The sequence below is a fragment of the Fictibacillus sp. EA-CB0309 genome, from assembly GCF_055814265.1.
Genome location: NZ_CP169271.1, coordinates 3,463,832 through 3,482,795 on the forward strand (window position 1 = coordinate 3,463,832; position 18,964 = coordinate 3,482,795).

The following is an 18,964-nucleotide window of genomic DNA, read 5'->3' on the forward strand; positions in this document are numbered from 1 at the left end:
TAAAGTCCCTCCTTAGTTTCGAACTTGCCATTTTGGTCTTCTGTTATGGGCAAAAAAGCTGTTGCGTTTTGTTCGAGCAGCAAGCTTCTCTTCACAGAAAAGGTTTGCAGCTTCCATCGTTGAAATCTGGTTCTTCGTGCTCTCACTATAAATCTGGATCAAGCTGTCATAAATCGCTCTCGTTTTTGTTAAGACTCGGGCTTTGTTTGGCCCATACAGCTCATCAGCTACCTGAATTAAGCCGCCTGCGTTTACAATATAGTCTGGTCCGTAAAGAATGCCTTGCTGCTGGAGGTAGAGTCCGTGTTTGTCTTCAAGAAGCTGATTGTTTGCGCTTCCTACAATTGCTTTTACTTTTAACTTGTCAATCGTCTCGTCGTTGATGATTCCGCCAAGTGCGCATGGAATAAAGATATCTGCATCTACTCCATAAATGTCGCTTCCTTCTACAACTTCCACATTACCTGGCAGCAATTCTGCCCGCTCTTGAATAAGCTTTAACGCTTTTTCGTTAATGTCGGTTACGTAAATCTGTGCGCCTGCTGCTAATAGTTGTTCTGCAACTTTAAATCCTACTTTTCCCAACCCTTGAATGGAGTAAGCTTTGCCTGCTAATTCGTCCGTGCCTTCAAGCGTTTGGATTGTTGCTTGAAGCCCATAGATGACGCCTTGAGCCGTTGGAACAGAAGAGTCACCGCTTCCGCCATATGCTTCTGGAACTCCGACAATACAGTTTGTTTCTTTTAACGCATGAACAAAATCATCAGGCGTCGTACCCATGTCCGTTCCTGTGTAGAATCTGCCGTTTAACGAATCGACAAACTGACCGAAAGCACGGAACAACTCTGGTGATTTATCAGAAGTGGGATCTCCAATAATGACTGATTTTCCGCCTCCAAAATCCACGTCGGCTCCTGCACACTTGTAGGTCATTCCTTTTGAAAGGCGTAGAACATCTTCGAGTGCTTCATCAACTGACGCATACGGTCTCATTCTGCATCCGCCAAGAGCAGGTCCTAGCGTTGTGTTATGTATGGCTATGATTGCCTTGAGACCTGTCGATGGATCGTTACAAAAAACAACTTGCTCGTGCTGTGATATTTTTTCAAACATGCGAAAATCCCCCTAGTATATCTCTTCTTACTTTGTTTCTTTTTTACTTTGCTGCTTTAAAGTGTAAGCGCTTTCATTAGAACGCAAAAAATATTATATTTTCATCTCTTCAATTTTTTGTGCGATCGCCGCTCTTGGTAAGATATACTGCGTAACTTCACCTTCACCCGCAATCGCTTTTCCGTTATAGACGGTTACATCACAGATGACAGCTTTCCCGTTTACTTCTCTTAATGTGGCTGTAACGGTAAGTTCAGCGCCTTCTGGAGTCGGTGCCATATGTTTGGCCGCTATCCCCCCGCCGATTCCTTCTTCATGATCTTCAAGATATGGCAATATGATCTGTCGAGCTGCCCACTCCATATGGTAAACCATGCTGACAGTCGAATATGCCGGGTGAACCAGCTTCCCTTCAAATTGAGCAAACATATCGGGTGTAACGGTAGCTGTGATGGTAGCTGTTTGACCTACCTCCATGCCTGGTTTCATGCACACACCTCATATCTTTCATCTAATTTATATAACGTTTTCTTAACGTAATCATATCATTTTGTGTGATAGTCGGTCAACGAATCGCCTGAATTGTTCCATTTGTAAGAAATATGAAAAATGTGCAAAAATGGGTGTTGGAGGTGTTTATACTAATGAATGAGTGTTTGTTCTGTAATCCGATGAGTTTTCCTGAGCAAAAAATAGTGTTAGAGAATGATAGCTGCTACTTTCTGCAAAGTCCAAAAGCACAGGACATTTTAGAAGGCGCAGGATTAATTATTCCGAAAGCCCATAAAGAAACTGTATTTGATTTCAGTGAAAAAGAGTGGACAGATACATACGAATTGATGCAGAAAGCGAAGAAGCTATTGGATTTGGAGTTTAGGCCAGATGGTTACAGCACGGGCTGGAACGTCAATCCAGTCGGCGGCCAAAGTATTCCGCATGCGCATTTTCACATCATCCCTCGATTCGATGATGAGCCGTTTTCTGGTAGAGGTATACGGTCGTGGATCAAGTCTGAGGCAAACCGCAGGCCTAGTAAAATGAGTAAGGTATAATCATCTTCCCATATTACATAAAAAGCTGATACAGCGGACCCTAAAAACTTGTGGGACAAGCCGTATCAGCTTTATTCTTATCGTTTCCGCAATTGCTCCAATACTTCGTCCACTTTCGCATGATCTTCAGGAGAATCATCTATGTGTTTCCACAAAATTTCTCTATTCCGATCAAACACCCATGAACTTCCTTGAATGTTCACATCCTGATTTTTAACAGTACTTAAGAAATGCTTTCTTTCCTTCTTATCTTTAGGCACAATGTCGCTTATTTTGACTTCACCTTTTAATAGATCCGCACCTACAGACAGCATGCTTTTCACTGTCGTCATGTGGTGGTTCCCCATCTCATGGTACACGTTCAGTTCAGGATCGCCGTAAATTTTAAACGGAAAATGACCATGTACATCCAAGAACTCTTGAATCTGCTCACGATCGGCCGGTGAAACAACTACTACTTTTACCGACAATCTATCAAATTCCTCATATGACTTGCGCAACTGCGCAAGGAACTCCTGATAGTACGGTCAGCCGAGGTGTCTGACTAACACAACGAACGTTTTATCATCTCCAAACAAATCATGAAGGACAACAGACTCTGAACTTTTAACCGATACCAGTTCTTGATTGAGATTCATCAAAATAGCCTCCTTGTATTAAACGTTCGGATATTCCTGAGAAAGAGGGTGAAGCATGATTTCATCAACGACCATGTGTTTTGGCGCGCTTGCCATGTAGGCTACAGCCTCTGCAATATCATCCACTTTCAGCCAGTCTTCTTTAAAATCAAGACCAGGCTCGGAGTCGGCAAAATACGTGTCAATGGCACCAGGATTCACTGTACCAACTCGAACGCCAAATTCCCGAAGCTCTTGAGCAAGAGAACCTGAAAATCCTTGAACAGCATATTTTGTCGCAGTATAAACAGAGCCATTCGCAATCGTTCTGCGGCCAACATCAGATGAGATCGTGATGATCGTGCCTTCTTTCCTTTCTTTCATGTGTGGAACAACCGCTGTACTACATAAGAATACACCTTGAACGTTAACGTTAAACATATGTTTAAAGTCAGCTAAAGAATGTTCTTCTGCCAGCTTAAACTGGCCAACTCCTGCATTGTTTACTAAAATATCAACTTGTCCATATTTATCAAACGTTTGTTTAAACAGGTCAGCTACATCTTCCTCTTTCGTTACGTCTGCTTTAACAGCTAGTACTTCATAGCCTTTATCACTTAATTCGTCTGCTGTTTTAAAAATATCGTCTGAGGAACCAACTACGGTTAACTTGGCACCAAGCTTTCCTAGTTTCTCTGCGATTGCTCTGCCACACCCGCGAGACGCACCTGTTACAACTGCTATTTTTTCTTTAATCATGATAAAACCTTCCTTTCACGGCTTTGTTACTTTACTAGTTTATTATAAGCATGAAAAAGACGCAGCACCAAATTGGTCTGCGTCTTTCTTATTAGTTAAACCTTGTTGCCCTTGGAAGTAGTTGATTTCCGTTCCAGGTACTCGCTTTCCGCGGGGCAGGCGGTGAGCCACATTTGAACGTTTCACTTTTAAGTGTCTCACCTGCCCGCCTGTCCCGCAGGAGTCTCGCACCTTGCACTACAATCAACTTATCGTAGAAGAGAATTGAACAAAATGCTTCAAAAGCAACATTATTTTAGAAAATAGTCTATTAAAACAAACCTAGCGTGTTAAAGAATACAATGACGATGATGACTGGAACGATATAACGAATCAGCATCAGCCATAATGCGAAACCTCTTTTTGTTACAGAAGAACCTGCTCTAAATTCTTCGAGCAGCATTTCTTTCGGATATCGGTAACCTACGAATAATGCGATGAATAGTGCTCCTAACGGCAGCAAGATGTTACTAACCAAGAAGTCTAATAGATCGAAAATCGTTTTACCGAAAAGTGTTACATCTGACAATACACCCATCGAAAGTGCTGATGGAACTCCAGCTGCAAAGATAAGCACACCGATAATCCATGACCATTTCGCACGGTTTGTTAGCTCGCCTTTTGTTATGGATGCCACAATGATTTCTAGCATGGAGAACGCTGAAGTTAACGTTGCAAACAAGAACAACGCTAAGAATACAATAAAGAAAAACTGTCCAAAGACGATCTGATCAAATACAGCCGGAAGAACAACGAACAACAATCCAGGACCTTCTGTCGGTTCTAGACCTAATGAGAACACCCCTGGGAAGATCGCCAATCCAGCTAATAGTGAAATCAAAACGTTTAGTAGTACGATTGTTGTAGCAGATTTTGTTAAGCTCTCTTTTTTACTCAAGTACGAGCTGTACGTAACCATTACGGAGATACCGACACTAAGTGAAAAGAACGATTGTCCTAATGCAAATAGAATGTCGTCCGCCCCGATTTTTGAGAAGTCCGGGTACAAGAAGAACTTAACGCCTTCCATCGCGTTATCTAGAGTTAGTGAACGAATAATTAATACGGCAAACAACACAAAAAGTGCTGGCATCATTATTTGGTTCGCTTTTTCAATACCGTTCTTAATCCCGCGGCTTACAACAAAAATAGTAATCATCATAAAGACGAATTGAGAGATTAATACAGGCCAAGGACTTGAGATCGACTCTCCAAAAAGTGCACCAAAATCATGGTTAAAGAAGTCACTTGAAAAACTTTTGCTAAGATAAAGTACGATCCATCCACCAATTACGCTGTAAAATGATAAAAGGATAAATGCAGTTGCTACACCCATTCTGCCTAACCATGGCCAAGCAGAACCTGGAGCGATCGTCCGGTAAGCGGAAACCGCTTCTTTTTGTGCACCTCGTCCGATTACAAATTCAGCCATCAAAAGCGGGAAACCAACTAAAAACGTAAACAATAAAAAGATAAGGAAAAAGGCTCCTCCACCACTTGTACCGGCTACATAAGGGAACTTCCAAATCGCTCCGAGTCCGATTGCAGATCCTGCTGCAGCTAAAATAAAGGCTAACTTCGACGTCCACTGGTCTTGCTGTTTCATAATTGAATACTACCTCCCCTGTTACAAATACAACTAGCTCATATTAAACGTTTGTTTAACAAACTAACTGTTTCTACCGCTTCTTTCATCATGGTTTCAAGCAGTTCTTTCACGCTCGGTACATCTTTAATTGCCCCTGCGATCTGACCGCTATTAATAAAACCGTTCTCCATATCCCCTTTTACAGCTCCTAAAATATGATGGTCTTCTGAGGTGTGTGTTAAAAACTCTTCAGGTGTGACGCCATTTTTTTCAAGCTGGATCAGCTTTTGAGCATAAGGTGTATCATAAATTCTTCTGATCTTTCCAGTAGAGCGCCCCACGATTAACGTTTTTGTATCATCAGCTTCAACTAACGACGTTTTGTAAATATCGTGAAAAGGTGCTTCTTTTGTGGCGATAAAACGGGTCCCCATCTGCACGCCTTGTGCCCCCAGCGCGAAGGCTGCAGCCAATCCGCTTCCGTCCGCGATACCACCAGCAGCAATTACTGGGATAGACACACTTCGAGAAACTTGAGGAAGCAGGACCATCGTTGTTGTCTCATACGGAGAGTTCAGACCTGCTGCTTCATAGCCTTCAGCTACAAGTATATCTGCCCCTGCAGCCTCTGCTTTTTGCGCATGATAAACAGAAGCAACAACGCAAATGACTTTCAATCCATGTTCCTTTAGTTTTGCTATGTAAGGTGCCGGATTACCTGCCGAAAGAGAAACAACCTCGACTTTATGTTTGATCAGAAGTCTTAAGATTTCTTTTACATTCGATGCAACGGTTAAAGGTACATTAACAGCAAATGGCTTGTCTGTCATCCCCTTTGTTGCAATAATCAAATTTTCTACCTCTTGGGGTAACATCGTGCCAGCGCCGATCGTGCCTAATCCACCAGCATTTGATATAGCTGAAGCTAGCTCTGCATTGCTAACATTTCCCATACCGCCTTGGATAATCGGATATTGTATGTTTAATTTTTCGCAGATGAGATTCAAATTCTCCACCTCCCATTCCTACCTTTGTTATACTGAACCTATATACCTGAAATTAGGGAGGCTCATTATGAAATACACATTTAATGGTAAAACGCCCGATGTTCATGAAAGCGCTTTTATAGCTCCAGGCGTCCACGTTATCGGTGATGTAACGATTGGCGAAGGTTCAAGCATCTGGTTTAACTCTGTTCTTCGCGGTGATGAAGGGCCCATTTCCATCGGTAAAAAAACGAATGTTCAAGATAACTGCACCCTTCATTTGTACGAAGGATACCCGCTTATCTTAGAAGATGAAGTATCAATCGGGCACAACGTGATCCTGCACGGATGTACGATAAAAAAAGGTGCTTTAGTTGGCATGGGTTCTACCATCCTCGATGGTGTCGAAATCGGTGAACAAGCTTTTATCGGTGCAAACACACTTATTCCACCAGGTAAAAAATTCCGCCGCGTGTGATGGTAATGGGTTCACCCGGTAAAGTTATCCGTGAATTGAACGATGAAGATCTGAAGCTCATCCAGCTAACCATTGACACGTATTACGAAAAAGGAAAGCAGTTTGCCGCTGAACTTAAAAAATAAATTCAGCTCCTGAAAGTAGTTGATCTCCGTTCCAGGTGCTTCGCTTTCCGCGGGGCAGGCGGTGAGCCACATTCGTACGTTTCACTCTTAAGTGTCTCACCTGCCCGCCTGTCCCGCAGGAGTCTCACACCTTCCACTACAATCAACAAATCAAGGAAGCCATTTTTCAACAATCCGTAAGCACCCAAAATGATAACAACAAAGCACTTTCGTTTACTACCCGCGAAAGTGCTTTGTTCATCTTAGAATTACTTTTCCTGAATGAGCGGGTGATTCAGCACATCATATTTTGTATTCTTTTTAACCGCATTTCCGTCTGAATAGATACTTTCAAAGAAACGGCTAGCTGGCCCTGCTAGTGCACGGTAATAATCACTGAAGAGCGAAGCAGCGTGATCGCCTAGCCATTCAGCATGCAGAAGCTCCTGCGGCAAACCTGGATCGATAAAAAGAAACTTGCGATACTCGTGAACAAGTTTTGTTCGTTCCACAAAACATTCGCCGTCAGTCATCTCACCTTTTTCGATCTTGTTCTTATCAATCACATATTTTTGTGAATACGTGACAATAAATTCATTGTACTTTTGGTTGATATCGTTCAGATCCCAGCACTCTGAAACGAGCTTTTCATTCTCATTTGGCCCGTTGTAGACCGCTGTAAATGAATGAACGTAGTCTTTAATATCGTATTTATCAATCATGGACTGAATTTGGTCAGATGATGGGTGCGGTGAGATCCAGAAACTGTTCGCAAGCAAACCGAAGCCGCTCCAGACAAGCTCTTTCCGAAGTTCATCCCGAATGCTTCTTTTCTCTTCCGGAATCGTATACGTGAACATCATCCATTCTCCGTTCCACGGTTCCTGCTGAGCGTTAAAGATCCTTTTCGCCGCTTCATCCATTCTCTTTTTTCCACGGTCCGTTAAATAATAATAACTCTTATTCCCTTGTTTTCTCGCTGCAATCCAGCCTTGTTTGTTCATTCTCGAGATAGCTGCTCTAACCGCTTGTTCGTTGTGGCCAAACTCTTCTAACAAACGGATCAGGCTGCCGATCCATATTTCACTCCCATAATGACGGATATAATCTCCGTAAAGCGTAAAGATCATGGAGCGTGTGTTTAAACTATTCTGCATGTTCATACCCTCATTTGTACCTGTTATTGTCTGTACAATCCTACCATAAAGAAAACTTGGCTGACATCAAGTCTTTCACATCAGTCTTAGTTGCGCTTATACTATCGACCTAAACGTGTACCCTCGTCGAAAATCATCGTGCAAACAAGTTATACTCTATGATAGTGGAACAATAGAGACAGAAACAAGTTACTCTCCCTTAAATACAGGTGGTCTTTTTTCACCGAAAGCGACGAGCGCTTCCATTCGGTCTTTTGTCGGAATCGTCACTTCATACGCTTTTGCTTCAATCGCAAGTCCTGTTTGAAGATCTACTTCCGTTCCGTGTTTGATGGCATACTTCGCTTGCTGTACAGCAACAGGTCCGTTTTTCATGATCAGTCCTGCATAGTTTTCACAAACCGCCATCAGTTCTTCTCTTGACGTAACCTGGTTTAAGATGCCGTATGAAAAAGCTTCTTCTGCCATCATCTTTTTCGCTGTTAAAATGAGTTCCATCGCTTTTGCCTGACCGATCAGCCTTGGCAGACGCTGTGTTCCGCCAGCACCAGGAATGATTGCCCAGCTAAGTTCTGTCAAACCCATAGATGCTTCTCTTACAGATACACGAAGGTCACACGCAAGTGCAAGCTCGAACCCTCCACCGAACGCATGACCGTTGATCGCACAGATTGTCGGCTGCGGCAATGCTTCTACAGCTGAAAACACATCGCGGATCTTACGCACGTTTCGGCGAACTTCTGATTCAGTGAGCGTTCTTCTTTCTTTTAGATCAGCACCTGCACTGAACGCTTTTTCCCCTGCACCTGTAAAAATAACTACACGAACATCGCTGTTATGATGAATGTCTTCTACTACTTCTTCAAGCTCTTTTAAAGTAGCGTAGTTAAAACAGTTCAATACTTCAGGACGATTTAATGTCACATAAGCAACAAAGTCTTTTACTTCGTATAAAATAGCACTCACTTTTAGCTCCTCCTATTCGTGGATCGCTTCAACAACAGAAGCAATTCCCTGCCCTACTCCGATACACATCGTCGCAAGTCCGTATCGTGAACCTTGCTTTTTCATTTCGTGAATAAGCGTGGTTAAAATGCGTGCCCCGCTTGCGCCAAGCGGATGGCCAAACGCGATCGCTCCGCCATTTACGTTTACTTTACTGTAATCCAATCCCATTTCATTGATGCAAGCTAACGATTGAGACGCAAAAGCTTCATTCAGTTCGATTAAGTCCAGGTCACTCACTGCGAGTCCCGCACGCTTTAATGCTTTACGTGAAGCTTCGATCGGACCTACACCCATGATAGATGGGTCGAGACCTGCAACTCCAGACGACACATAGCGAGCTAATGGCTTCAATCCTAATTCTTCAGCTTTTTCACGACTCATCAATAGCAATGCTGAAGCTCCATCATTCACACCAGACGCGTTACCTGCTGTCACACTACCGTCCTTAAACAACGGTTTAAGCGTCCCAAGTTTCTCAAGCGATGTTTCTGGACGCGGATGCTCATCTTCTGTTATCAAAGTTTCGTTTCCTTTTCGATCTACTAATCTTACAGGAACAATCTCTTCTTTAAATCGGTTTTGTTCAATCGCTTTTTTAGCTTTTTGCTGAGAGTCATAAGCAAATTTGTCTTGTTGTTCTCGTGATATCTCATACTTCTTCGCTACGTTTTCTGCTGTTTCAGGCATAGAATCTGTACCGAATTTTTCATGCATGAGAGGATTTACGAAGCGCCATCCAATCGTAGTATCAAACATTTTCATATCACCGCGAGGATACTCTACTTCTGGTTTTCCCATGACGAGCGGTGCACGCGTCATGCTTTCCGTTCCACCCGCTATAAAGATGTCTCCTTCACCAGCTAAAATCGCGCGGGCAGCATAAATAACAGCGTCCATACTAGAACCGCATAGACGGTTGATCGTTGTTCCGCCTACTTCGACCGGAAGCCCAGCTAATAATGCAGACATTCTAGCTACGTTGCGATTGTCTTCACCCGCACCGTTTGCGTTACCGAAGATGACTTCTTCGATCTCTTGAACAGGCACTCCGGGATTTCTCTCAACAAGTGCAGAAATAACGATTGCACCAAGATCATCTGGACGAACAGTTTTCAGTGCACCTTTATAACGGCCGATCGGTGTTCGAACAGCATCAACAATAACAACTTCTTTCATTACTTCTTCACCCCGCTGCCTTCCGTGGTGTAATCGTAAACCCCTTTACCGGATTTGCGGCCAAGCCTTCCTGCTTTTACATACTTCACTAAAAGCGGTGCCGGGCGGTATTTTTCACCTAACGTTTTATGAAGATAGTTCAGGTTGTTTAAGCGTGTATCTAATCCTACTAAGTCGCCAAGCTCAAAGGGTCCCATCGGAAAGTTCAATCCAAGCTTAATCGCTTTATCGATGTCTTCAGGTGTACCGACACCTTCTTGCAGCATGTAGAAAGCTTCGTTTCCGATCATTGCAGAGATACGGCTCGTTACGAACCCTGGGAACTCATTCACCGTTACCGTTTCTTTCCCCATTTTTACAGCAGCTTTCTTCGCTAGTTCTACTGTCTCATCGTTCGTTTCATGTCCGCGTACGATTTCAACAAGAGGCATTCTGTGAACGGGATTAAAGAAATGCATCGCGATTACTTTTTCAGGACGCTTCGTAAATGATCCGATCTCTGTCGGGCTCATCGTGGACGTGTTTGTGGCAAGCACACAATGCTCTGGCGCAGAACGGTCTAATTCTTCAAAAACAGCACGCTTGATCTCTATGTTTTCAGGAACAGCTTCGATCACTAGATCAGCACCGCTTACAGCTGCTGATAGATTTGCAGTGTATGATAGTCTTTCTTGCGCTCTTTCTGCATCACTTTGCGAAAGCTTCCCTCGAGATACCGCTTTTGAAAAAATAGAATCGATTTCTTTCTTTGCATTTTCCAGCTGATCTTCTTTTACGTCAACAAGCTGAACGTCAAAACCGCCAACTGCGCTCACATAGGCGATTCCTCTTCCCATAACACCAGATCCGATGACTACTGCATTTTGCAACATGGTCTCTCCTGCCTTTCTTAAACAACTGTTTAACGTTTTTGAATGTTTTTGCAATCTTGCTGCTCTTGAAAGTGGTTGATTTCCGTTTCAGGATGCTCGCTTTCCGCGGGGCAGGCGGTGAGCCACATTCGTACGTTTCACGTATAAGTGTCTCACCTACCCGCCTGTCCCGCAGGAGTCTCGCACCTTACACTCCAATCAACTAGCAATGAAGCTACAAAAATAAAGAACTTTGAGCAACAGGTCCTTAAGATAAGAGCATTGTATAAAAAGCGAGCACGATGGCCCGCTTTTTTAAAAAATTCTGTTACTAGAACTATCAAAGCAAGTTAACGGAACTAGACATAAATTAAATTACAGATTAAAAGGATTCAACGGACGAGAACCTGTGTATGAAACAACACTCTTTGTTTCTGTGTAGAGGTCTAGCGTTTCAATACAAAGCTCACGGCCGAAACCTGACTGCTTATAGCCGCCGAAAGGTGTTCCCGGGAATGCAGAGAACGGTGAATTGATCATGATCGTTCCAGCTTGAATCATGCCTGCAACACGGGTTGCTTTCGCGTGATCCTTCGTCCAGATCGCTGCAGCCAGACCAAAGTCTGTATTATTTGCTAGTTTTACCGCTTCTTTTTCGTCCTTAAACTTAGATACCACAACTACTGGTCCAAAGATTTCTTCTTTAACCACTTTCATGTCTTCGTTTACATCCGTAATGATTGTAGGAAGATACCAGTGTCCGTTTTCAAAGCCATCCACTTTTGCACGTCCTCCGCCAAGAGCAATTGTTGCGCCTTCTTCTTCAGCAGATTTCACGTAGCCGTCGATCACTTCAAGCTGACGCTCAGAGATAATTGCCCCAACATGCGTTCCTTGATCAAGCGGATTGCCTAGCACAAGCTTCTTCGCTTTTTCAACGAACTTTTCCATGAACGCGTCATATACACTTTCCTCAATGTAAAGGCGAGAACGCGCTTCACAAGATTGACCTGTGTTATAGAAAATACCGAATAATGAGCCATCAACTGCCGCATCGATATCTGTATCTGCAAAAACTAGGTTAGGAGATTTTCCGCCAAGTTCAAGCGTTACACGTTTTAACGTTTGAGACGCTTTTGCCATGATGTCTTTTCCTGTTCCTGTTTCACCAGTAAACGCGACTTTGTCGACACCTTCGTGCTCAGCAAGATACGAACCAACCGTAGCTCCGTCACCTGTAATGATGTTTACAACACCTTCAGGAACACCAGCTTCGTGGCAGATCTCAGTCATTACAATCGCTGTTAAAGGCGTTAAACTAGCAGGTTTTAAAATTACAGAACAGCCCGTTGCGATTGCTGGCGCAATCTTCCACGCTGCCATCATCATCGGATAGTTCCAAGGGATGATCTGTGCACAAACACCTAGAGGCTCTTTTAGCGTATAGTTCATAAACGGTCCTGGCATCGGGTTCACAGCACCACGGTGGCTTACGATTGCACCCGCATAGAACTCAAAGTCTTCAATTGCTTGCATGACTTGCCCTTGTGCAGCGCTTAGAGATTTTCCGCTGTTTAGAATCTCAAGCTCTACTAGCTCGTTGAAACGAGAACGCATGATACTAGCGATCTTGTTCATCGTACGAGAACGCTTGTTAACAGGAGAGCGCTTCCATTTCCCAGTTTCAAAAGCAGTTCTAGCAGCCTCAACGGCACGGTCGACATCTGCTTTTGTTGCTTTTGCTACCTTTGCCAACGGTTCTCCAGTTGCAGGATTATATGTAACAAAGTATTCTCCCTCAGATCCACCAACGCTTTGTCCGCCAATTACCATTTCATATACATCACGTTTTACTGCTTTAACTTCTGTCTTTGCTGTACTCATGTTCTCCACTCCCTTTAGTCTCGCTGTCTATTTTCCTGTGAATGCGGGTTTTCTCTTTTCTATAAATGCATGCAGACCTTCTTGATGATCCGCTGACTCTCCGGCAATCTTTTGCGCTTGTGCTTCATATTCAAGCACTTCGTTCAAATCGCTTTCCCAGCTTTTGTTCATATAGCGTTTGATGAGGCCGATTGCTTTTGTTGGCATGTTTGCTAGTTTCTCAGCGAACGTTTCAACTTCAAGCATAAACTCTTCTTCGCTTACCGTTTTCGTTACAAGACCGAACTCTTTAGCTTGTTGAGCGGTAATCTTCTCACCTAACACAGCTAGCTCCATCGCTTTTGCATGTCCGACTAAACGCGGCAAGAAGTACAGATTTCCAGAGTCAGGTACGAGACCAACATGAATGAACGCTTCTATGAAACTCGCTTTCTCACTTGCGATACGGAAGTCACAAGCTAGAGCGAGACTCATTCCTGCACCAGCTGCAACACCGTTCACGGCTGCGATTACAGGCTTCTCCATAGCAACTAGTGCTTGCACCATCGGATTGTATCCCTTTCGCAGAACATCGCCATAATCAGCGCCCTCTGGTGAACCTGTTAAGTCTTGACCTGAACAGAATGCACGCCCAGCGCCCGTTATAACAACAGCTCTTACATTGCTGTCTTTGTTTGCTTCTTTTATCGCTGATACCATTTCTTTATGCATAAGTGATGTAAATGCATTCAACTTATCCGGACGGTTAAGTGTGATCCAAGCCGTCTTACCTCTTGTTTCGTAGCTAATCGTTTCAAACATGGTTATCCCCTCTACTTCCCTTTAAATTCGGCTGGACGCTTTTCAACGAAAGCCTTCATGCCTTCTTTTTGATCCTGAGACGAAAATAATAGATAAAAGTTTTTACGTTCGAACTGCATGCCTTCATATGTTGAATAGTCGATTGATTTATAGACGGTTTCTTTAATTAATCGGGTGGATAACGGTGCTCTTGACGCTACGATTTTGGCATACTTTTTTGCCTCGTCCACGACAAGTTCAGGTGCGATGACGCGGTTAATTACCCCATATTGAAGAGCTTCATCCGCTGTCATCGGATCCCCGAGCCATAGCCACTCCAGTGCTTTCTTTTGTCCCATCAGCTTTGTAAGTTTTACCGTTCCACCAGCACCAGGCATCACGCCAAGTTTGATCTCTGGAAATCCAAATTGCGCGTTTTCTGCAGCAAACAGAATATCTGCGCATAACGCCAGTTCAAAACCTCCGCCGAAACAGTAGCCATTGACAGCACCGATAATCGGCTTCTTAATGGTTGCAAGGCGATCCCATTCTTTAAACTGATTTAATAGTTCAAGAGAAACGGCTGTATCTTCTTTCATTTCATCAATGTCGGCACCTGCTGCAAAAGCACGCTCGCTGCCTGTTAAAACAATTGCTTTTACCTCATCATTACGGTCAAAACTTTCAAAAGCATCTAATAGTTCCGTAACCATCGGCCGGTTGATTGCGTTTAAAACACGCGGCCGGTTTAATTGAATCAAGGCAATCCCATCTTCAACAGAGGTTGTAATTGTTTCGTAATTACTCATTGATTTCCTCACCGATCATAAGCGTTACGAGTTCAGCCGCAAAGCTCATTAAGTCTTTACCAGAAGCTTTACCTTCATCAGACTTCATCGCCGCTTTTAACGCATCATGATCGTCATAGTACATTTCACAAAGAATGTGATAGTCACTTTTCCCCATCGGTGAACCTACGATTTTCGTTACTTCCATTTTGCGAAGTCCAGGAATCTTCTTCGTAATTTCTGTATGATGTCCAAAATAGTGCTCGTCGAACTGCTCCAAGTTTTCAGGTGTTTTGTAAAGTGCGATTAGTTTTACCATGTGTGTTTCCTCCCTATTTTTAAACTCATAATCTCTTACTATCCCATATCAGCGACAGGTTTCATCGCTTCGAACGGGTTCTTGCATGACTTGCAATACAGAATGCTTCTACATGCTGTTGGTCCAAAGATGTTTTCCATCGTTACATACGTCGATCCGCAATACGGGCAATCAATCTCCCATGGTTCACCCATTACATGGTTTGCCGGTGGAGGTGAGATCCCAAATTCTTTTAATCTCTCGCGTCCTTCAGGTGTAATACGGTCTGTTGTCCACGATGGTGTAAATACAAATTTCACTTCTGATGAAGTAATTCCTTCTACTTCTTCAATCGCTTTTTTTATATCTCGCTCGATGATGTGCAGTGCTGGGCATCCAGAGAACGTAGGTAGTACGGAAACTCTCACCTGACCATCTGTCACGTCAACTTCGTGCACCATGCCAAGATCTAATATACTGACGGAGGCGATTTCAGGATCTTTCACTTTCCCAAGCGCGTCCATCACACTTTCGGTCATGCTGCTTTTTAATTCGGACACGTGGTTCATCTCCTTTCTAAATCGTCTTACCAGCCAGTTGCAGGGTTTGTAGCGTAAACTTCTGAAAGCGTTGAAATCGCTTCCTTCAAGTCGTCGGTGTGCACACCGTTTCGGCCGTTGCCTCTTTCCATACGTGGTTCACCTGGATAGTCGGCTCCAACTTCTTTTAGGACGGCTTCAATCTTGTTGTTCCATCTCTTTTTCATAACGTTTTCGTCATCGATAAAGTTCGCTTTCACGATATCTTCGTAGTATGGTCCGAGCGTAAGCACGCCGCCAAAGTCTTTCCAAACTTTTTGAACTGCTGCGGTCATTCGCTCGATTGCCTCATCCGTGCTGGTCATCAGCTGTTTGAACCAAATCTCCCAATGCATGAGGTGATAGTATTGCTCTGTCATGATCTTGCGCGCAGCTTCTGCCAAAGGCTCATAAGACGAGTGGCGCAGTGAGTCTAAACGAATATGCTTGTGAACGGCGTAAAAGTAGTTGCGTACAACGGTAAACGCCCAGTCGTAATCTGGTTCTTTTAAATATGTGCCTGGTCCGTTCACTTCTTCTAAAATGATGGCGTTTCGGAACTGATCAGGGGATCGGAGGTGAGCAATTCTGTCTGCTTCTCCTTCTCCAAGGTCTTCGAGCAAGTTATAGTACAGGTTTGCATGCCCCATCATGTCTTGTGAGATCGATGAGAACGCTACATCCTCTTCAATATGCGGTGCAAGACCCAACCACTCTGATCCGCGGAACGAAAGAAGAAAATCATCGTCTGCGAGCTGATAAAGGAGCTCGATCAACGCTTTCTTCTCTTGTGGTTTTAACATTTCCTGTGTCATGAATTGTCTCCCCTTCCGCCAAGGATGTGCTGTTCGGTAAACTGCTCCTGGTTGTAGTCACGCCATTTTTTCTTTAAATATCCGTATCCTTTGGTTTCCCTATATTGTTTATCGAGGCGCTTCAGCATCTCTCTCGTCCTGGTTAAGTCCTCGGATGTTCTCTCTTTTACAACCCAAATGTCAGCAACCGTTTCTCTTCTGAAAAAATTTTCTTTAGCCATGATGAGCGCCATGTCTGCGTTCGGTGCTAAAAGGCTGAAGCTATGCTGAAACGGAGATTTATCTGTTTTTTTGCTGAATACTTCATAAACGTTGTAAAACTCATTTTTCGGTTCGTTCACGTTGGTTGTCTCTCCCTTCCGCTGTTAGATCGCCTTTTTCGCAGCTAATGCAGCGCGGACCCACTCGTTGTTTTTGTATGAGCGTCGGCGAAGGTCTAAGCGATTCTGTGATTGTGGACCGTTCCCGGAAACGATCTGCTTAAACTTGCTCCAGTCAGCATCCTTATAGATCCACATTTGGCTGTCTTCATCAAAACGAATTGTGTCATCTGGAATCGTAAGTCCAAGAGACCAGATCCGCGGAATGTATTTTGTAAAGAATTCTTGTCTCAGGTCTTCGTTTGTTTTTGTACGGATTTTATACATGATGTTCTTATCCGCATTCGAGTTGCCTGTTTCTTTAGCAGACTTTGGTCCGAAGAACATAATTAGTGCTTCCCACCAGCGGTTTAGTGCATCCTGCAGCATTTCTCGCTGTTCTGTAGTTCCTTCAGCCATCGCTAAAATAATGCTCTCGCCGTGCTGTGCATGGAATACTTCTTCTGCGCAGATACGCTTTAACGCTCGAGCGTACGGTCCATATGAAGAATCAAGCATCATGCTTTGAGAAATGATCGCAGCCCCATCAACGAGCCACGCAATGATTCCCGCATCTCCCCATGTTGGTGCGTCCATGTGAAAAACGTTGTGGAACTTTAATTTTCCAGAAAAAAGATCTTCCATGATGTCATGGCGTGTCTTGCCAAGCGGCGCCATCAAGTCTTCTGCTACACGAAGGAGTAGCTGTCCGTGCCCCATCTCATCCTGAACTTTTGCCATGATCGCAAGCTTTCGGTGAAGAGAAGGTGCTTTCGGTACCCACTCTTTCTCTGGAAGCGCTCCCATAATTTCTGAAATGCCATGCATGGAAATCAATCTGATCAGCTGCAAGCGGTAATCTTCTGGCATCCAGTCATCAGGTTCGATCTTTTCGCCGGCATTTATACGATCAAGAAAATGTGTCATTTTCTCTTCTTCACTTAGCTGATTAAAACTCATACCAACTGTCATGCTATTCTCCTCCTATTATATTACGTTTATTTACCGTAATTATAATTTATCGTCATACGATTTAACAATAGTTAAACACCCATTTTTTTCTGCGTTTGCCTAACCACCCTGATCGCCTTGCCCTCAGAACGCGGAATGCCTTTAGGCGGATAAACCTTTATGTTCATTGAAACAAGACAAGTATCCTTAATTTTCTTTGTGATTGTGTGCTTGAGTAAATGCGTAGCTTCATGATCCTCATCCCCATTTGTCACCGCATAAAGTTGTTCCGTCATCTCCACATGAAGTTCTATATGCTCTTTTAACCCTTCCGTTAAAATGTGCACTTGATAGTGAGGAACGATATCTTCTATGGAAAGAAGGCAGTTCTCGATCTCAGACGGAAACACATTGACTCCACGAACGATAATCATGTCATCGATTCGCCCTTTAACACGGCTCATTCGTATAGAAGTTCTACCACAGCTGCAAGGGGTGCGATCAATAGAAGCAATATCCCCTGTACGATACCGGATGATCGGAAAAGCTTCCTTCGTTAGACTGGTAAAAACAAGTTCCCCATACTGCCCATCCGGCATCGGTTCGAGTGTTTCTGGATTAATGATTTCCGCGATAAAATGGTCATCCATAATATGCAGTCCATTTTGCGCCTCGTGACACTCCATCGCAACACCTGGCCCCATCACTTCGCTCAATCCGTAAATGTCCATCGCTTTTATATCTAATTTCTCTTCGAGCGTTGTTCGCATCTCTTCAGACCAAGGTTCCGCTCCAAAGATGCCATATTTTAATGACGTAGCTTTCGGATCTTTTCCAAGCTCCTCCATCTTTTCAGCGATTGTTAAGATATAAGAAGGTGTACCGCAAATCACCTGTGGTTTGAAGTCCTCGATTAAAAGAATCTGACGCTCCGTATTCCCGCCTGATACGGGAACAGTAATCATACCGAGTCGCTCCGAACCGTTATGAAGTCCGAGCCCGCCTGTAAAAAGCCCATATCCATATGCGTTATGAAGCACATTTCCTGGCTCACCTCCCGCAATTGCGATAGAACGCGCCACCATGTTACTCCATCGGTCGATATCCCCTTCTGTATAGCCAACTACTGTCGGCTTCCCGCTCGTTCCGGATGATGCGTGAAGACGGACAAGATGGTCTTGCGGTACCGCGAACAATCCAAAAGGATAGTGGTCACGAAGGTCTTTCTTTACGGTAAAAGGAAGTTTTTGAAGATCTTCTAATGTTTCAATCGATGAGGGATGTATTTCTTTTTCGTCAAATGCATTTTTGTAAAAAGGGACATTACCGTAAACGTTGTGCACCGTCTGTTTCAAGCGATGCAGCTGCAGCTCTTCTTTTTCATCACGACTCATACATTCCACTTGTGGATGGAGGATCATTCCTTTTCATCTCCCTTTATTATATGTAAGCGATTACATTTGAGATTAAAAAAATATGACGTTTTTGAACCGTTAACTAAATATTGTGTGATGTTATCTGAGTTTAGCTTATCATTTATAATAATTTTCTGTCAAATGAAATTGAAGGCTGAAATGACCCGT

At 43.6% G+C, this 18,964-nt stretch carries 21 protein-coding genes and 1 pseudogene; 2 read left to right on the forward strand and 20 right to left on the reverse strand.

Annotated features, from left to right (window positions below):
• Window positions 1-12 precede the first annotated feature (12 nt).
• Window positions 13-1,113 carry a Leu/Phe/Val dehydrogenase gene (locus tag ACEWFH_RS19400; protein ID WP_473725330.1) on the reverse strand — a complete coding sequence of 367 codons (1,101 nt, stop codon included), beginning with the start codon at window positions 1,111-1,113 and terminating at the stop codon, window positions 13-15.
• 93 nt (window positions 1,114-1,206) lie between these two features.
• Window positions 1,207-1,602 carry a thioesterase family protein gene (locus ACEWFH_RS19405; protein WP_473725331.1) on the reverse strand — a complete coding sequence of 132 codons (396 nt, stop codon included), beginning with the start codon at window positions 1,600-1,602 and terminating at the stop codon, window positions 1,207-1,209.
• Between the two features lie 155 nt (window positions 1,603-1,757).
• Here ACEWFH_RS19405 and ACEWFH_RS19410 point away from each other — a divergent pair, with 155 nt between their 5' ends.
• Entirely contained in the window at window positions 1,758-2,165 is a 408-nt protein-coding gene (locus tag ACEWFH_RS19410; protein ID WP_473725332.1) for an HIT family protein, read from the forward strand.
• Window positions 2,166-2,242: 77 nt separating this feature from the next.
• Here ACEWFH_RS19410 and ACEWFH_RS19415 read toward each other — a convergent pair whose 3' ends face one another.
• From ACEWFH_RS19415 to ACEWFH_RS19435, 5 genes are all read right to left on the reverse strand, one after another.
• The gene (locus ACEWFH_RS19415; RefSeq protein ID WP_473725333.1) at window positions 2,243-2,665 is read right to left on the reverse strand and encodes a peroxiredoxin-like family protein; all 423 of its coding nucleotides are present in this window, start codon (window positions 2,663-2,665) and stop codon (window positions 2,243-2,245) included.
• A 156-nt stretch (window positions 2,666-2,821) separates the two neighbouring features.
• A complete protein-coding gene (locus ACEWFH_RS19420) occupies window positions 2,822-3,541 on the reverse strand; it encodes an SDR family oxidoreductase (protein ID WP_473725334.1) in 720 nt (239 codons plus the stop codon).
• Between the two features lie 42 nt (window positions 3,542-3,583).
• Window positions 3,584-3,772: a hypothetical protein gene (locus tag ACEWFH_RS19425; protein WP_473725335.1), complete on the reverse strand. Its 189-nt coding sequence runs from the start codon at window positions 3,770-3,772 to the stop codon at window positions 3,584-3,586.
• Between the two features lie 79 nt (window positions 3,773-3,851).
• The gene (locus ACEWFH_RS19430; RefSeq protein ID WP_473725336.1) at window positions 3,852-5,186 is read right to left on the reverse strand and encodes a sodium-dependent transporter; all 1,335 of its coding nucleotides are present in this window, start codon (window positions 5,184-5,186) and stop codon (window positions 3,852-3,854) included.
• Between the two features lie 38 nt (window positions 5,187-5,224).
• Window positions 5,225-6,175 (reverse strand): NAD(P)H-dependent flavin oxidoreductase, encoded by a 951-nt coding sequence (locus ACEWFH_RS19435; protein WP_473725337.1) that lies wholly within the window; start codon window positions 6,173-6,175, stop codon window positions 5,225-5,227.
• Between the two features lie 67 nt (window positions 6,176-6,242).
• On the opposite strand from ACEWFH_RS19435, the pseudogene ACEWFH_RS19440 reads away from it, so the two are divergent.
• Window positions 6,243-6,757 (forward strand): annotated as a pseudogene (locus ACEWFH_RS19440) (gamma carbonic anhydrase family protein).
• A gap of 248 nt (window positions 6,758-7,005) precedes the next feature.
• Here ACEWFH_RS19440 and paaX read toward each other — a convergent pair.
• From paaX to ACEWFH_RS19505, 13 genes are all read right to left on the reverse strand, one after another.
• Window positions 7,006-7,893, reverse strand: coding sequence for a phenylacetic acid degradation operon negative regulatory protein PaaX (gene paaX, locus ACEWFH_RS19445; protein ID WP_473725338.1), 888 nt, complete (start codon window positions 7,891-7,893; stop codon window positions 7,006-7,008).
• Between the two features lie 189 nt (window positions 7,894-8,082).
• Window positions 8,083-8,859 (reverse strand): enoyl-CoA hydratase-related protein, encoded by a 777-nt coding sequence (locus tag ACEWFH_RS19450; protein WP_394605034.1) that lies wholly within the window; start codon window positions 8,857-8,859, stop codon window positions 8,083-8,085.
• Window positions 8,860-8,871: 12 nt separating this feature from the next.
• Window positions 8,872-10,077, reverse strand: coding sequence for a thiolase family protein (locus ACEWFH_RS19455; protein ID WP_473725339.1), 1,206 nt, complete (start codon window positions 10,075-10,077; stop codon window positions 8,872-8,874).
• A complete protein-coding gene (locus ACEWFH_RS19460; RefSeq protein ID WP_473725340.1) occupies window positions 10,077-10,949 on the reverse strand; it encodes a 3-hydroxyacyl-CoA dehydrogenase in 873 nt (290 codons plus the stop codon). Before ACEWFH_RS19460 ends, ACEWFH_RS19455 begins: the two co-directional genes overlap by 1 nt.
• A 354-nt stretch (window positions 10,950-11,303) precedes the next feature.
• A complete protein-coding gene (locus ACEWFH_RS19465) occupies window positions 11,304-12,812 on the reverse strand; it encodes an aldehyde dehydrogenase family protein (protein WP_473725341.1) in 1,509 nt (502 codons plus the stop codon).
• 27 nt (window positions 12,813-12,839) lie between these two features.
• Window positions 12,840-13,613, reverse strand: a complete 774-nt coding sequence (locus ACEWFH_RS19470) for an enoyl-CoA hydratase-related protein (RefSeq protein ID WP_066391448.1) — start codon at window positions 13,611-13,613, stop codon at window positions 12,840-12,842.
• Between the two features lie 11 nt (window positions 13,614-13,624).
• The gene (locus ACEWFH_RS19475; RefSeq protein ID WP_473725342.1) at window positions 13,625-14,401 is read right to left on the reverse strand and encodes an enoyl-CoA hydratase/isomerase family protein; all 777 of its coding nucleotides are present in this window, start codon (window positions 14,399-14,401) and stop codon (window positions 13,625-13,627) included.
• Window positions 14,394-14,699 (reverse strand): EthD family reductase, encoded by a 306-nt coding sequence (locus ACEWFH_RS19480; RefSeq protein WP_066235887.1) that lies wholly within the window; start codon window positions 14,697-14,699, stop codon window positions 14,394-14,396. The genes ACEWFH_RS19475 and ACEWFH_RS19480 overlap by 8 nt, the downstream gene beginning before the upstream one ends.
• A gap of 38 nt (window positions 14,700-14,737) precedes the next feature.
• A complete protein-coding gene (gene paaD, locus ACEWFH_RS19485) occupies window positions 14,738-15,217 on the reverse strand; it encodes a 1,2-phenylacetyl-CoA epoxidase subunit PaaD (RefSeq protein ID WP_473727360.1) in 480 nt (159 codons plus the stop codon).
• Between the two features lie 47 nt (window positions 15,218-15,264).
• Window positions 15,265-16,071, reverse strand: a complete 807-nt coding sequence (paaC, locus tag ACEWFH_RS19490; RefSeq protein ID WP_473725343.1) for a 1,2-phenylacetyl-CoA epoxidase subunit PaaC — start codon at window positions 16,069-16,071, stop codon at window positions 15,265-15,267.
• Entirely contained in the window at window positions 16,068-16,412 is a 345-nt protein-coding gene (gene paaB, locus ACEWFH_RS19495) for a 1,2-phenylacetyl-CoA epoxidase subunit PaaB (RefSeq protein ID WP_473725344.1), read from the reverse strand. The genes paaC and paaB overlap by 4 nt, the downstream gene beginning before the upstream one ends.
• A gap of 24 nt (window positions 16,413-16,436) precedes the next feature.
• The gene (gene paaA / locus ACEWFH_RS19500; protein ID WP_473725345.1) at window positions 16,437-17,402 is read right to left on the reverse strand and encodes a 1,2-phenylacetyl-CoA epoxidase subunit PaaA; all 966 of its coding nucleotides are present in this window, start codon (window positions 17,400-17,402) and stop codon (window positions 16,437-16,439) included.
• A gap of 71 nt (window positions 17,403-17,473) precedes the next feature.
• Entirely contained in the window at window positions 17,474-18,802 is a 1,329-nt protein-coding gene (locus ACEWFH_RS19505) for a phenylacetate--CoA ligase family protein (RefSeq protein ID WP_473725346.1), read from the reverse strand.
• Between the last annotated feature and the right edge of the window lie 162 nt (window positions 18,803-18,964).

Coding starts and splice junctions, on each gene's coding strand:
- ACEWFH_RS19455 (WP_473725339.1), bottom strand. CDS start 10,077: ATGAAAGAAGTTGTTATTGTTGATGCTGTTCGAACACCGATCGGCCGT.
- ACEWFH_RS19460 (WP_473725340.1), bottom strand. CDS start 10,949: ATGTTGCAAAATGCAGTAGTCATCGGATCTGGTGTTATGGGAAGAGGA.
- ACEWFH_RS19475 (WP_473725342.1), bottom strand. CDS start 14,401: ATGAGTAATTACGAAACAATTACAACCTCTGTTGAAGATGGGATTGCC.
- paaX (WP_473725338.1), bottom strand. CDS start 7,893: ATGCAGAATAGTTTAAACACACGCTCCATGATCTTTACGCTTTACGGA.
- ACEWFH_RS19400 (WP_473725330.1), bottom strand. CDS start 1,113: ATGTTTGAAAAAATATCACAGCACGAGCAAGTTGTTTTTTGTAACGAT.
- paaD (WP_473727360.1), bottom strand. CDS start 15,217: ATGACCGAAAGTGTGATGGACGCGCTTGGGAAAGTGAAAGATCCTGAA.
- ACEWFH_RS19420 (WP_473725334.1), bottom strand. CDS start 3,541: ATGATTAAAGAAAAAATAGCAGTTGTAACAGGTGCGTCTCGCGGGTGT.
- ACEWFH_RS19410 (WP_473725332.1), top strand. CDS start 1,758: ATGAATGAGTGTTTGTTCTGTAATCCGATGAGTTTTCCTGAGCAAAAA.
- ACEWFH_RS19480 (WP_066235887.1), bottom strand. CDS start 14,699: ATGGTAAAACTAATCGCACTTTACAAAACACCTGAAAACTTGGAGCAG.
- ACEWFH_RS19430 (WP_473725336.1), bottom strand. CDS start 5,186: ATGAAACAGCAAGACCAGTGGACGTCGAAGTTAGCCTTTATTTTAGCT.
- paaC (WP_473725343.1), bottom strand. CDS start 16,071: ATGACACAGGAAATGTTAAAACCACAAGAGAAGAAAGCGTTGATCGAG.
- ACEWFH_RS19505 (WP_473725346.1), bottom strand. CDS start 18,802: ATGATCCTCCATCCACAAGTGGAATGTATGAGTCGTGATGAAAAAGAA.
- ACEWFH_RS19470 (WP_066391448.1), bottom strand. CDS start 13,613: ATGTTTGAAACGATTAGCTACGAAACAAGAGGTAAGACGGCTTGGATC.
- ACEWFH_RS19465 (WP_473725341.1), bottom strand. CDS start 12,812: ATGAGTACAGCAAAGACAGAAGTTAAAGCAGTAAAACGTGATGTATAT.
- ACEWFH_RS19405 (WP_473725331.1), bottom strand. CDS start 1,602: ATGAAACCAGGCATGGAGGTAGGTCAAACAGCTACCATCACAGCTACC.
- paaA (WP_473725345.1), bottom strand. CDS start 17,402: ATGACAGTTGGTATGAGTTTTAATCAGCTAAGTGAAGAAGAGAAAATG.